Origin of the sequence: Micromonospora sp. RV43, assembly GCF_001029515.1 — a bacterium.
Lineage (GTDB): Bacteria > Actinomycetota > Actinomycetes > Mycobacteriales > Micromonosporaceae > Micromonospora > Micromonospora aurantiaca.
Genome location: NZ_LEKG01000033.1, coordinates 1 through 14152, shown reverse-complemented (window position 1 = coordinate 14152; position 14152 = coordinate 1). Strand labels below are relative to the sequence as shown.

At 71.0% G+C, this 14152-nt stretch carries 11 protein-coding genes; all 11 read right to left on the bottom strand.

What is annotated here, in order from left to right; translation table 11 throughout:
* Positions 1 to 61: 61 nt before the first annotated feature.
* Positions 62 to 4159: a DUF6884 domain-containing protein gene (locus ABD52_RS37435; RefSeq protein WP_053065359.1), complete on the bottom strand. Its 4098-nt coding sequence runs from the start codon at positions 4157 to 4159 to the stop codon at positions 62 to 64.
* Positions 4160 to 4323: 164 nt separating this feature from the next.
* The gene (locus ABD52_RS11025; RefSeq protein WP_047891736.1) at positions 4324 to 4554 is read right to left on the bottom strand and encodes a hypothetical protein; all 231 of its coding nucleotides are present in this window, start codon (positions 4552 to 4554) and stop codon (positions 4324 to 4326) included.
* An 11-nt stretch (positions 4555 to 4565) separates the two neighbouring features.
* Positions 4566 to 6002: a hypothetical protein gene (locus ABD52_RS11020; protein ID WP_053065358.1), complete on the bottom strand. Its 1437-nt coding sequence runs from the start codon at positions 6000 to 6002 to the stop codon at positions 4566 to 4568.
* On the bottom strand, positions 5995 to 7023 hold the full coding sequence (locus ABD52_RS11015) for a phosphoadenosine phosphosulfate reductase family protein (protein ID WP_053065357.1): 1029 nt from the start codon (positions 7021 to 7023) through the stop codon (positions 5995 to 5997). Before ABD52_RS11015 ends, ABD52_RS11020 begins: the two co-directional genes overlap by 8 nt.
* Positions 7020 to 7319 carry a hypothetical protein gene (locus tag ABD52_RS11010; protein ID WP_047891735.1) on the bottom strand — a complete coding sequence of 100 codons (300 nt, stop codon included), beginning with the start codon at positions 7317 to 7319 and terminating at the stop codon, positions 7020 to 7022. Before ABD52_RS11010 ends, ABD52_RS11015 begins: the two co-directional genes overlap by 4 nt.
* Before the next feature lie 84 nt (positions 7320 to 7403).
* Positions 7404 to 8828, bottom strand: a complete 1425-nt coding sequence (locus tag ABD52_RS11005) for a ParB/RepB/Spo0J family partition protein (protein WP_047891776.1) — start codon at positions 8826 to 8828, stop codon at positions 7404 to 7406.
* Between the two features lie 111 nt (positions 8829 to 8939).
* Positions 8940 to 11921, bottom strand: coding sequence for a DEAD/DEAH box helicase (locus tag ABD52_RS37430; RefSeq protein WP_053065355.1), 2982 nt, complete (start codon positions 11919 to 11921; stop codon positions 8940 to 8942).
* Between the two features lie 149 nt (positions 11922 to 12070).
* On the bottom strand, positions 12071 to 12406 hold the full coding sequence (locus tag ABD52_RS10995; RefSeq protein ID WP_152748229.1) for a hypothetical protein: 336 nt from the start codon (positions 12404 to 12406) through the stop codon (positions 12071 to 12073).
* A 144-nt stretch (positions 12407 to 12550) separates the two neighbouring features.
* Complete coding sequence (locus ABD52_RS10990) at positions 12551 to 12745, bottom strand: hypothetical protein (RefSeq protein WP_047891733.1); 195 nt, start codon at positions 12743 to 12745, stop codon at positions 12551 to 12553.
* Positions 12746 to 12764: 19 nt separating this feature from the next.
* Entirely contained in the window at positions 12765 to 13565 is an 801-nt protein-coding gene (locus tag ABD52_RS10985; RefSeq protein WP_053065354.1) for a DUF2786 domain-containing protein, read from the bottom strand.
* Positions 13566 to 13671: 106 nt separating this feature from the next.
* Complete coding sequence (locus ABD52_RS10980) at positions 13672 to 14046, bottom strand: hypothetical protein (protein WP_047891732.1); 375 nt, start codon at positions 14044 to 14046, stop codon at positions 13672 to 13674.
* Between the last annotated feature and the right edge of the window lie 106 nt (positions 14047 to 14152).

Here is a 14152-nt window from a genome sequence, read left to right as displayed (position 1 = left end):
TGCTGGTCAAGTATGACTTACTGGGCGGCGGTGTCAAGTCCACACCGCCGCCCACACCCGGCTACGCCCGGGACAACTCCGCCTCCAACGCTGCCGAGAAGTCGTCCCAGTCGAACAAGGCCAGCGCCTCGTGCGTCAGCGGCTCCGGCTCGTCGAGCGTCCGGACGTGCATGCCGCCCGGGTCGATCCCGCCGATCGAGGCGAGCAGCTCCGCGAACCCCGCCGCCTTGGCGCGGCCCTGCGGGAAGGTCAGGACAGCCACAGACACCTCGCGCCCATCGGCCCGGCGAACGGTCGTGCGGTGCAGCGTGCCGCACCGCTCCCACGCAAGCGCCGCGTCGTCCCACCAGTCGTTGCCGACGGGCTCGGTGATCTCGATGACCGCCGTCTTCCGCAGCTTCTTGCGCTTCGCCCTGGCCCTGGTCGGCTCCTGCTCCTGTTCCTGCTCTTCCTCGACGGGCAGCACGTCATCCGGCCAGCTCGCCACGAACCCCTCGTGCTCGCCGGCGTGCTCGAACCATTGGGCGCGGGCCTCCCGGATCGTGTCGTGCCCCACGCGCATGATCCCGCAGGTCGGCACGGGACAGTTCCACATCCACTGGTGGTCGAGCAGCCGGTTGAAACGCACCAGCGGTAGCCCCGCGGCGTACCGCTCAGCCAGCTCCCGCGCCTTCTGGCGGCCGTACCGCCCAAGCCGAGGGTTGCCGGCCTGGGCGAGCAGCCCGTCCAGCGTCCGCCCGGCGTTCTGCGAGCCACCCGGCTCGTCCGGGGCGCTGACCGGCTCCACCCCCGTGAGAGCCTGCGTCGGCCACGGCGCAGGCACCGCCATGTCACCGGCGGCCACCCGGGCGTCGTCGACCTTGTACGCCAGCTCCGCGCGGGTCTCGTGCAATCCGCCGAACGCCTCGGACAGCTTGTGGCCGCTCGGCCGCCTGCACGGCTGATTCGGCCCGACCTGGCACGTCGGGCAGAACACCTCGTAGGGGCAGGTGATCCCCGATGTCTTCTGGTGCGGCCGGCGGGTGCTGCACAGTTCGCAGTCGACCGCGGTGAGGACCCGGCCGAGCATGTCCACCAGCTGCCCGTCCAGCAGCAGCCGGTCGTAGTCGGCCTTGTTGCCGGGGTCCGCGTACGCCTGCTCCATCCGGCCGGGCCGCCCGAGCAGCGGCAGGCCCGCCAGCTTCTGGGAGATCAGCAGGTGCCCGGGCTTGCGCGCCATCGGGTGGCGCCAGTCGGGTTCCAGGAATCCCAGCGGCTCGCCGCCCCGGCACCCGGTGCAGAGTCCTCCGAGCGGCGCGGTCTTCGGCACAGCCCGCTTGCAGGTCGCGCACTCCGTCACCTGCGGGTCGACAGCCGGCGCCGGCGGCGTGTACCGGCCGGCGTGGATCGCCTCAGCGACCCGCGATGCCCGGAACACGGGCGTCGAGCGCCCCTCCCACGAGTTGTGCGTTCCGCCGAACAGCCACCAGGCGACCTCGCTGGCGATCTGCTCCGGGCAGCCCTCGACGCGCCACAGCTCGTTCGCGGGCCCGTCGACCACCTCCACCGAGAGGCCGAGGCGGGTGCGGGCTTCGAGGATCTGGAGTTCGGTCGGCATCCGCAGCAGCGGACGACCGTCGGCCGGCGGGACTACCTCCACCAGGTCGTTGCGCTCCACCTGCACCATCCGGACGCCGGGTGCGGTGGGGCTGGTGGTGGGCAGGTTGGCCAGCTTCACCACCACGGTCGCGTCCGGGTGCCAGCCGCCGTACCCGCCGCGCAGCGGATGCGCCTCCACGACGAAGCCGCTGGCGCGCACCGGCTTCCGGTTCTCGTCGACGCCGATCGCCGTTGCGTACAGGCCATTGGCCACCCAGCGGGCCATCACCATCGAGTTGCCGTGCGGCCCGGGCAGGATCACGTCGGCCGGGATCCGCTCGGCGACCTTCGCCAGCATCCGGGCCTCGGCGTTCTCCGGCTCCGGCGCGTTCTCCGTGTCGAGCACGCTGAGGTCGGCTTCGAGCTGGGCGAAGAAGTCCTCCAATCTCTGCTCGGCGTCCGGCTCGACGTCGACGTGCCCGGCCGGAACCGGTTCGGCGGCCGCCGTACGCTGCCCGCCGTCCTCGGCAAGCAGCATCGCGTACGCGTCCCAGTAGTCGGCGCACTTCGCCGTCCAAATCCGGTTGTCAGCGTCACGGGCGGACCGGATCCTCTCGTGCGAAGCGTCGCAGGGCAGCTCGTGCACCAGACGCATCGCCGCGAACATCCGCTCCCTGCGGGCCACCGCCGTCGCGCTGGTGCCCGAGCTGACCTCGCCGAGCAGCTTCCACCGCTTCCCGGGGTCCGTCTCGCCGGGCGCTGGGAGCGCCCGTACGCCCGCCTCGTCGACCGTCAGAGTGGCATTCGGGTCCTGCTCGATCAGATGGTTCACCGCAGGGCCGTCCACGCCGAGCATCTCCATGGCCGGCAGCACGTACGTCTCGACCTCGCCAGCCACCAGGCCAGTCAGCTCGTAGTGGTCATCACCGTACGGCTTAGGGTCGCAAGTCAGCAGCAACTCCGGGCCGAGCGTCCCCCAGTAGCTGCCTTCGCAGGGCACCCGGATCCCGACCAGGTCGCCGGCGCGCATGTCGCGGACGATCATCCGGCGCGAGTCGCTGGGTGTCTCGGTGAACGGCCGGTCCGCCGGGGCGTCGAGGATGGTGAACTTCGTTCCCGGCCGCGCCTTCAGGCCCACGGTGACGCAGCCACCCTTGCCGGTCGTGCTCGGCCAGCTCATGTCGAAGCTCAGCAGCTCCTCTCCGACGAGCTTTTGGGGACAGCCGACACCGCGTGTCGACAGCCGGGGCAGCTGCGACACGTAGCCCTCGGACTCGGTGCGGCTGCCGTCCGGGCCCATGCACTTCACCCGACCGAACATGCCCCAGGTGACCTCCGTCAGCGGTATCTCCCGGGGCTTGGCCGTCGGCTTCTTCCCGGCCGCCTTCGCGGCGGGCTGCTTGACCACCTTCACGCCGGACGGAACCGGCTCGCCGGCAAGCTCGCACCGCGTGGTGCCGAACATGTTGTGAGCGCCGATCTTCCCGTCGCGCCGTACCTTCGCCTGCCGTCGGCACGCCCGGTGCGGGCACTCGATCGTGGAGCCGGCCGCGACGGTCGACACCGTGGCATTCGCCTTCGGCTCGCCGACCGCGATCAACCGCACCATCGTCGCGGAGTCGACGTCGAAGGGCTTGTCATCGACCACCTTGAAGCGCATCCAGGTCGGCTTGGCCGACGACCACACGCCACCTTGGCTGGCCAAGGTCAGCCGTCCTCGGCCGGGAACATCGATCACGTCACCGGCGTCGAGACGCGCGGGGTACACGTCGGCCGGCAGGGTTTCGGTTATCGGGAACAGTCGCACCGGGAACTCCTTCAAGGTGGGGATGGCGCCGGTCGCGGCGATCGCGGCCAGGCGTTGAAGCTGCGGACCCACCCCGGCGGTCCCGTCGAGGGGGCGCAGGGCGTGCGGCCAGACAGCGGAGACGACGTCGGCGTACTTGCGCCCGGCCAGCACGATCACCTCCTCGACGTCGAGCAACCCGAGCTGTTGTGCCTGGTAGCGGACGGTGTCGGCGGTCACCGACCCGGGCTCACCCATCCGCAGGTCGTACCGCTCGATGACGTCGAAGAGGTCGAGCAGCCCGTACTTCGCGGAGAGGATGACCTGGTAGCGGTCCCGGCCGCTGCCGACCCCGAACCGGCCGGGGTCGCGGGCCACCAACGCGTCGGCGGCACGCCGCGCGGCGCGGTGGTACGAGCCGACGTACATGCCGTGGGCGTCCACCTCCTTGAGGTGGGACTTCTTCCCGCCGCAGCCAACGATGACCAGCCGTTTCGGTGGGGCCGCAGGCGGGTCGTCGAGCGGTCGCAGACCGGCGGCGTACGCCAGGTGCTCGGCGACTGTCCAGCCCATCCATGACCAGCGCGGCAGCCACCGAGCCGGGGCGAAGCTGCGACCTGCCGCGTATCGGCCGTACGGCAGGGGCCGGTCGTGCGGGGCGAGGCCGTAGGCCTCGGCGTACCCGGATTGGGTGTCGAGCTGCACCAGGTCGTTGCTGACGCGCCGCTCGTGGCCCTCTTGCATCGTGACCCGGGTGAACTTCGGGCCGACGGACACCACCGTCGCCCGGGGCATGCAGCCCTCCGACGCCGGTAGTGCCCCCGGCAGGCACACGACCTTCGCCCCGGCGGGCACACTGCCGGGGCCAGGCGGACCCGGGGCCGGCCGGACGGTCGGCGCCGACCCGGAGAGACCACGGAAGCTCATCCGCCGCGGCGGCCGGAACGTGAACGCCCGGCTCATACCCCGAGCCACCAGCGCAGCAGAACGACGAGGCCTGTCGCGATAGCCAGGATCTCCGCAAACGCGATGATCAGCGGGAGGCGGTGGCCGTTGTCCCACCACCACAGGACCATGTCCCACCGCGAGTGCTCCCGCCGGAAGTGCCGCCGCTCCGGCTCGCCCGTCTCGACGACCTCTTGGCACAGGAAACAGCGGCTCAGCCCGTTCCCGGGGGTGTATCTGCTCATGTGCGTTCCTTTCACGCTGCGACTTCTCGGGGTGTGAGCCGTCCGGCAGGGCCGTGAACGGTGATGGCGGCTGCCCATAGGGCGGCAAAGCCGTCTTGCTCCTTGTCCTCGACACCGGCTGGCGCGGCCACCAGGAACCGCTCCGGCGTCGGGTAGGTGTTCTGCGCCTCGCGCAGCCACAGCCGCGGAGTGACGCCGTCCTCGAACCGCCCCTGGCAGGCGCCGGACAGGACGGCGGTCATCTCGTCGCGGCTACCGGTACGCAGGGTGCGTACTGACCGCCATGTCTTGCCCTTGCGCATCGCGTCACCGGGCTCGTCCTTCTTCGCGCCGAGCGGCCGGTGGACGCGCAGCACGTCGTAGACCGCCCATTCGCAGGCTTGCAACCGCCGCTCCACCAGGTCGAACACGGCGGCTAGGTTGTGCTCGCGGGCGACCGACCGGGCGGTGACGTCCTTGAACAGCGCCATGCGCGGGTTGAGCGCCAGCGCGACCAGCTCCAGGAAGATCGCCCGGGCCCCGCCCTCCGGCTCGCGCCGCCACCGTGCTGCGATCAGCGCGTTCTTCGCCTTACTTCCGCCAGCGAACGGGCAGTAGGTGCAGCAGCTACGCGGCCACACGAATCCGAACCGCTGGTAGAGGTAGTCGACGCACCAGGTGCGGTCCCATCCCCACTGCCGCAAGGGGTAGACGGGCCGGCGGCACTCCGCCGAGTAGGACTGGTCCTTCGCGACCCTGCGGCCCTCTTCGCCGGCGAAGCCGATGATGTGAACCCGGTCGACCACGACCTCGTCTCCATCGCCGTACGCGTCCGGTCGCTTCGCCCACTGATCGAGCGGCCAACCCTTTGCCCGGGCAGAGCACCTCCGGGCGTTCGCGGCCGTCTGCGGCACGGTGCCGGCCCGGGTCAGCTCGTCGCGCAACCGCCAAGGCCCGTTCATGACCATGCCGGCGGGCTGCCGGCTGTCATCGAGGACGACGATGCCGTCCTCCTGGGACTGGCCGGCGCGGCTGATCTGCACGTACCGGATGCCAGTAGCCCGGATCAGCGGCAGGAGGTGCTCCTCCATCGCGGCGCGGGTCTCGTCGTACTCGTCGCCCGTCATCGCGGTGACGATCGTGATGTCGTCGGGGTCGACCCGGATCAGCCGTTGCCCGCCGACGTCGTCGGGTACCAGCAGCAGCCGGGCGTCCGGGTTCTCGATCAGTTCGGTGATGATCGCGGCCGAGTCGACGCCCATACCGTTGCAGAGCTGCACCGGCATGGACGCTCCCGGCGCGCCGTACTCGGCGACCAACTGAGCGGCGGTACGGCCGCCCCACGCCCGCCACCGGTCCTCGGTGAGCGGGCGAGGGACGTAGGCCAGGCTGGGGAACAGCTCCAACTGTGTCAGTGCCGCGCTGAGCTGTGCCTCCAGCCGGTCGAGGTCGATGTGCAGGTCAGTCACGCCGCAGCTCCGAGAGGATCGGGTGCTCTTGCGCGGCGGCGATGATGTCGGCCATAGACCGGTGCTTCTGGAAGGTCCGAGAGCGCATATCCCCGTCGGCCAGGCCCCGGGTGACGTTGCGCTCCTCGACGGCCAGGTACTCCTGGGCGACGTCCTGACTGAGCGCCGCCGCCAGCGTCAGGTCCTCGCCGCCGGCGAGCACGCAGAACCGGCAGCTCAGCCGCCGCATGCCCGCGTCGTACGGCCAGCAGTACGGCACGCCCGACCGGTGGATCTCGGACCACACCTGGTCCTCGGTCCAGTGGTGGACCGGGAACCACTCGGTGATCTCCCGGTTCCGGCTGGAGTGCTGCTCGTCGACGCGCAGGACCGGCAGCCTCCCGCGCCGGGTGGACTCCTGTGCCCGGAACCCAAACACGTAGAGCACCCGCGCCGGCCGGCCGCGTACACCGAGTTCCTTCACGAGCCGGGTGATGAGCTTCTTACCGGGGCCGCGCTTCCAGTCGGAGGTGCAGAACCGGCGGTTGTCGCTGGGGAACTTCCCGTACCGCTCGATCTGGTCGAGCAGGTCACCGTCCTGCTCGTGCTCCCGCTCGGTCACCTCGAACCGCAGCCCGTAGTGCTCGGCGTGCAGCCGCGCGGTGCCCTCGCTGCCCGGCCGGTCACCAAAGCGGGACATCAGCAGCTTGGCGGTCGACCCCATCTCGGCGGTGCCTGGCCACGACACGCGCTTGCCGAGCCGGTTGTACTGCACCACCAGGCGGTCTAGCACGCCTTCATCGGCAGCCTGCTGGGCGGCACGGCCGAGAGCGACCTCGCCGTCCTTGCCGCCGGAGTCGTTGGCAATGATGAGGTCCCAGTCGGCCATGCGCAGGCGGGGCCCCTCGGGCGCCCACCACTCAGGCGTCGGTACACCAACCGGTCGCGGTACCCGACTGTAGGCCGGCGCGGCAGGGGCCAGCTCGGCGCGCAGCTCAGCGGAGAGGCGGTCCCAGTCGAAGTCCGCCGGCTGCCCGGTCACATCGACTCCGGCTCAGCACCATCGGGGAAGACGACCCGGGCCGCGCGGCCGTTCGCGTCGACCTCGATCATCAGGCCGTAAGCCTCCACTGTCTCGACCGGCATCCGGGTGCCGATGACCTCGACCTCGAAGACGGGCAGGTGCAGGACGCGCTGCACGATCTCGGCGATCACGCCCTCCCGCTTGGTCTCGGGCACGCGGGGGAACGCCTTCTGCATGGGCTCGCGGACGGCGTCGTCGAGCGTGTCGGCGCGGTCGACGTCGGTGTGTCCGGCGGGGGTGGCGGTGACGGTCATCGTGGGTTCCTTCACTCTCTGGGGGTAGATGCGCCGGTGCCGCCGGCCCGGTGTGGGCCGGCGGCACCGGCAGGGGTTGGTGCGTCAGGGCTTCTTGCCGCCGTTGCGGGCCCGCTGCTCGACTTCCGACAGCTCGTAGCCCTCGGATTGGAGGTAGCGGAGGTACTCGGTCGCGCCCGGCTCGTCGCGGCGCCAAGCGTCACGCGGGAGGTTTTCCTCGTAGGCGGCGAGGATCATCACGAGGGTGACCATCGTGGCGCGGCCCTCGGTGGTGCACAGGTCGGCGAGCAGCTTGCCTCGCCGGTGACCGGACTGGTAGGTCTCGTGCTCGACGCCGAACAGGTCGCGGGCGAGCTTGTGGCTGCCCTCCATGGCGCTGCGGATCTGGTGGTCGCAGGAGGCGAGCGCCTTGGCGATGAACACCGCGGCGGTCTTCGGCGGCGTCTTGCGGGCGGCGAACTGCTTCAGCCACGCCTGGCGAACCTTCAGCGCGCTGTCCCACGCCTTGTTGGACTCGCGGACGTCGCGGCGTTCCGCGCGGGCGGCCTCGACCTCCTCCTCGGTCATGTCGTCGAGCGTTCGGCGGTCGCTGAAGCTGGCGCCCGGGGGGTAGCGGTGGGTGTGCCCGTACTTCGGGTAGTTAGTGCAGGCGTAGCCGGCCTTCCACACGTAGCCGCGCTTGCCGTCCTCGTTCACCCACTCCTGATGGATATAGGCCGCGTGGCCCTTGCAGTCCTTGTGGTTGTCCTCGGTGACCTGCCGACGACCGGTCTTCAGGTACTCCAGCTTGGCGCGCTTGGGGTCCTGCATCGGCGGCTGCTCGATCACCTTGATGCCCGCCTCGGTGAGCTGGGCGACGAGCGCGGCGCGCTGCGCCTTGGACTCGCGGTCATCGCGCAGCCGCTGCAACTGGTGGGCGAAGCCACCGTTCTTGGCGGACTGCACCAGGAACCGGATCGCCTCGTCGTCACCCTCAAACTCGGCGAGCGCGGCGGACTGCTCCAGGTCCAGGAAGTCCCACCGCTCGGTGGCCTTACGCGCCACCTCGCTGCTGGCCACCCGCAACGCGGCCTCCACGACCGGCTTCGGACGGGCGGTCCGCTGGGCGATCGCGCCGGCGGGAACGCCGAGCACGGCGAGCTGCTGGAAGGCCATGACGTCCTCGTGGGTCGTCAGGCCCGCCCGGTGGTGGTTCTCGGCGAGCTGGTCGATCAGCCGGTCAGCCTCGCCGGGCTCGGCGATCACGACGACCGGAACCGTGGGCCGGCCGGTCTGCACCGCGGCGACCGTGCGCCGCTGGCCGTAGAGGACGACGAGCTGGCCCTGGCCGTCGCGGTGGGCGACGATCGGCACCCGCACGCCGCGCTCGCGGATGCTCTCGACGAAGTCCTTGTCGAGCCGGGGGTCGAGGCGGACATTCGCCCCGACGATGAGCGTCGAGGGGTCGACCTCGACGAACGTGGTGGCCTGCTCCTCGGGAGCTGGGGCAGGCTGAACGGTCTGGGTCACGCTGTTCCCTTCGATCGGTTGCTGGGGGCGGATCAGTGGTTCCGTGAACGGGGCCACTCGGCGCCGATCGGGCCCGGATGGGCGGGGCCGATCAGCGCCGGGCGGTGACGTTCAGGCGGCGTCGGCGAGCAGCTCGTCGAGCGGCGGCACCTTGCGGGTGCGGCCGACGGCCGGTGCCCGGAGGTCACCGACGCGCTTGGCGAGGTCGGCGATCTGGTCGGCGATGCGGCGGCTGACCGGTGTGTTCCGTCGGATCTGCAACGAGCCGGTGTAGCCGAGCTCTCGGGACACCCAGGCGTTGCCGAAGCCCCGAGCGGCGAGGTCGTCGAGGATCTCCCAGGTCGGTCCGGACGGGATCCGCTCGTTCTCGCTGGAGATCAGCCGACCGCGTGAGCCGACGACGTTGTCTGCCGCCTGGCACATCTCTGCGGTTACCTGGAGCAGTAGCTCCTCGTGGTTGCGCTCCAACTCCCGCCACTCGCCGGAGGCGATCTTGCGGATGACCCCGAGTGGCACCCGGGACACGGCGACGATCTGGCCGCGCTTGACGCCGGCGTTCTCCAACCGCGCCAGGTGGTGCGCGGCCGGCCCGGCCGGCACCGGGTCGGTTAGCTCCCGCTTCTTAGCCAGGTGCTCCCGGTCGCGTGCCCGCCGCTCGTCCAGGCACTCCTTGCACGGGCACTTAGCGGCGATGCCCTTGGCGGTGCCGTGCGGGTGCCCGCCGAGGTCGATCGGCTCGCCGTACTCGACCCGGGTCAGGGACACCTCCCACTGCCAGCCGGGCAGCGCCTCCAACCAGGCGACGTACTTGGCGTCCAGCTCGCCCCTGCGGTGCTTGAGCCGTTGCAGCGCCGCCCACTGCCCGAGCCGGACGGCGACGCCGTCGACCTCTTCGGTGTCCTCGGCGGTCACCTTCCCGGTCGGGTTGGCCGCACCGGTGCGGCGGGTGAAGTTCCGCAGGGCGGAGTACCCGAGCCGCCACTGCGTCTCGGCCTTCTCCCACCGGAAGGTGCTGGCGCCCTTCGCGTCGCGGGGCGTCGCCGCGGCGATCTCGTCGTACATCGCCGGCGGTAGCCGGTCGAGCAGCTTCGCCCGGCGCAGCGCCCACACCCACCGGCCGAGCGGCAGCGCGCCCTCCATGTGGTCCTCGGGCACGTCGGCGTGCTTCTCGAACTCGCAGAACAGGCGCAGCCCTTGGATCATCGCCACGTCCTGGAGGCGCAGGCCGCCGTCCCAGGACCAGCCGGGCAGCTTCTCCAGCATGCGGGTCCGCTGCTCGTCGAGCTGGCCCTCGCGGTACGTCTGCCGCTGCATGGCCATCCACACGCCCAGTCGCCATCGGTTCCCGCCTGCGCTGAGCGCTTTGGCGAATCGGGACTCGCCTTCGGTGCGGTCGGCCACCGTGCCGAGCGCCCTGGCGTACGACTCCAAAAGGCCGTAGGTGTCCGCCCAGTCGGCGTCTTCGCGGTCCCAGTACCAGCCGGGGGTCGCCTCCAACCGGCTGACCCGGTCGGCGGAGAGCATCCCCCGTGCGCGTGCCTGCCGCTGCCCAGCGGCCCACTCGCCGATCCTGGCACCGAGGTGCTTGACGTGGCGGGGCAGCCGGTCACCGTCGTTGGTCCGCGCCCAGTCGAGCGCCGCGGCGTAGAACTTCTCCCACGCCGAGCCGACCTCCTGCACGAGCCGGAGCTGGACGAGCCGGGCGTCGAGGTCCTCGGGCAGCAGGAAGTGGACCCGTTGCGAGGGCTTGGACACCGCACCGGTGGAGGTGGCCTCCTGCACCGAGCGGTCCAGCTCTTCGGCGAGCCGCTGATCGTGGGCGCGTAGGCCGCGCAGCACCGACCAGACGTGCCCGAAGTTCGACAGCGCCAGGCCGGTGTCGTCGTCGCCGTCGGCCGGCAGCGACACCGGGATGATGATGCTGCCCCGCTCCTTGCCCGGCGACGGGCGCAGTACCCGGCCGACGGCCTGGATGATGTCGACGACCGATGACCGCTGGTCGGCGAACATGACCGCGTCGACGGCGGGCACGTCGATGCCTTCGGTCAGGCACCGCGCGTTGGTCACGACCCGCACGTCCGGGCCGTGCTTGTTGGCGAGCCAGCGCAGCGTCTCGATCCGCTCGTCGGTGGGCTGCTTGCCGTTGACGTGCCGGGCCCGGATGAACTTCCCGCCACGGGTGCGGGCCGTGTCCACCGTGGCCGCGAACTCCTCGGCCCGCGCCACCCGGCTGTGGTAGGTCAGCAGGCGTTGGATGCCGTGCTGGTCGACCGCGTCGAGCAGCGCCGACGGGATGGTCTCCGGGTCGTGGCGGTTGACGGCCCTTCCGTCGCGCTGGGCGATGACGAGCACCTGGTAGTCGGCGAGCAGGCCCGCCTCGATTGCCTGGCCGAAGCTGACGGTGTGGGCGACCGGGCCGAAGAGTTGGTGGTCGTTCATGGACACGACGTCCTCGCCCTCCGCTCTCGTCGGGGTGGCGGTCATGAACAGGCGCTTTCGGGCGAGGATCGCCCGGTGGTCGAGCACCACGCGGAACTCTTCGCGGGGCCGCCCGGCCAGCCGGTGTGCCTCGTCGCAGATGGCCAGGTCGAAGACCGAGCCGCTGGCGGCCTGCGCGGCGACGATCACCGGCGCGGAGTGGTAGGTGGAGAACACGACCTGGGGGCGGCCGTCGATCTTGTGGCCGAGGAACTTCGCGGCGACGGCCGGGGAGGTGGTGACCCGGGCGCGGACCCGGGACCAGTAGGGCGCGTCGACCTCGCTGGTGGCGCCCTCGTCGCTGCGCCGCTCGGCCGCGCCGGCCGCCGTGGTCGGGTCGGAGCAGACAACCAGCGCTTCGAACGACCAGCGGTGGACCCGCCGCCACTCGCCGAGGGTCTGGGCGAGCAGGGCCAGCGAGGGCAGGAGGACCAGCGTGGTCTGGGCTTCGGCGGCTTCGGCGTGCCAGCGGCCGACGAGGGTCTTGCCGGTGCCGCAGGCCATGACGAGCTGCGCGCGGTCGTGCAGTGCGAAGGTGCGGGCCAGGTCGGCGAGGGCCTGCACCTGTTCGGGGCGGGGCCGGAGCGGCTCCGCGATGGTGGGATGCGTGGTCATGGTGACCCCTTCGGGTGCCGCTCGCATGCGCGGTGGTCATCGGTGGATGACGCCCGTGCCTGCGAAGCTATCTGTTACGGACGACAATCAGCAAGCACGGCTTGCCGGGTGAGTCGAGCGGCCCATCAAGTGAGACTGACTGGCTGCGGCTACGGCGAACCCGGCTCTCCATCGCTGTCGAGGCGGTGAAACACGCCAGCCGCGAGCAGCTTCTCGATCAGCGGCCGAGCCTCCGCCATCGCGGCCCGCTCCGCCTCCGCCTGGTCGACGTTGATCGCGAAGAACGCGGTCGCGAAGAGCGTCAGGTTCTCGTCCTCCAGCCCCGCCGTGCCCTTGGCGTGGTCCAACGCCTCATCGATCAGCGGCTGGTGAACCGCGATGAGCGACTGGGCGAACGCGCGGACCGACGCCAGCGAGTGGAGGTGAAAGTAGGTCGTCGGGTCGGTCGTCATGAGCTTGTCGAACGCGGCCCAGTCGACGTCCACGCCGAACTCCCGGGCAAGATCGTTGACGGCTTCGGAAGCTCCGCCCATGGTCGATGTCTCCTTGGTCCGGGTGCATCTCGGGTCAGCACCACTCGGAACCCACCGGCCCGCGCTCGGCAGGCCGGTGGGCACCGGGCAGCGTCGTCAGCCGATGCCGAATCGGTCACGCAGCAGCGCGATCAGGCAGCCGAGGAACAGCGCGTCGCCGACCGGGAGCATGAGTAGCCAGACCCGGTCACCCCAGGTGCCGTTGTCCCAGTCGAAGAGCACCCGCTGCCACCAGCCGTGATCCCGCCGGTGCTGCCGCAGGTCCTCGGCCTGCACCGGCTCCTTGCACATCGGGCAGCGCCTCAGCCCGTTACCGCCCGGCACCGATGGCCTCCCGTCCCGCGTCGACGCCCGTCCCGCCGAGATCCGCCCGGTTGCCGGCGGCGAGGCCCGCGCCAACGCCGGCCCCGCTGCGCCCCCGGACATTCTGCGTACGCAACTTCGGGTATTCGGCTTCGAAGGCGTCCTTCACCAGCGCCGCCCGGTCCCGCAGCACCAGCGCCACCGACGCGCCCTCGTCGCCGCGCTGGCGCCGCTCCGTCTCCGCCTCGTCCCGGGCGTTCTTCTCGGCGGCCTTCAGCCGCGTCCCGATGGACACCCGGTACCCGGTCATGAAGTTCTTGACGAAGGCGACCTTGGCGATGTGGGGCGGGCAGGGCGTCTTGGCCAGCTCGGCGGCCGACTGCACGAGCAGCGAGGTGAACAGCAAGTTCGCCCGGTCGAGGTCACTCGACATGCCGAACAGGCGCATCCGCTGGTTGGTGCCCGCCGTCAACCGGATGTGCCTGATGCCCAGCGCGTCGGTGACAGTGATCAGCAGCAGCACCTTGTCGTAGGCGTACGGGCCGGGCACGTCCAGGTAGCGGTTCTCGACGGTGTTGGCCGTCGGGTCGGCGGCCTCCAACATCGCCATGGACACGCCGTACTTGCCCATCAGGCGAATCGCAGCGCCCGTGAACGCCTCCGCCTCCTGGGGCGTGACGCTCGGGTCTTCGGCCTGCGCCAGCAGCTTGCGAATCTTGTCCATCATCTTGTCGAGGTCGGCGTCAGCCGCCGCGAGCGCCGCCTCGAACTCGGCGGCCAGCGCGTCCAGGTCAAGCAGGTCTTGCACGTGGTCTCCCTACGGAAGCGCCCGGCCCGTCGCGAGGACGGGCCGGGCGTGGGTGGATGGTGAAAAGGTCCGGCCAGCCCCGAGCGGAGCCGGCCGGGCAGGGTGGTCAGGAGCGGTGCCGCCTGTGCCAGGCCAGCGACTGCGCGGCCACCTGGCCGATGCCGTCGACCGCCTCGCACAGCGCCTGCATCAGCGCCAGGTGCCGGGGGTCGTCGCGGCTCTCGTCGCCGTAGCGTGCGTCGAACTCGGCCACGTTCTGCGGGTAGCCCCAGGCGATGATCCAGGGCGTGTCCCCGCCGGCGTCCGGGGCGAACCACAGGAACCCGTCGGGCCCCTGGAAGTAGGCGACGCCCTGCACGACGACATACGCCGCCGGGATTGGGAAGTCGGCGTTGAACCTGAACCCGTCGTAGTCGAAGCCGTCCCGCATCCCGTAGGCGGTCTTCTCGGGGGCGGTGGGCTGCGACGTCGTTGCGATCATGAGTGGGGTGTCCCTCCTGCATGGGTTGCGGCCGGATGCCGGGCACCACTCGCCCACCCGCCAGCCCAGGGAGCGGGCCGGCGGGTGGGCGGGCAGCGCCCGACAG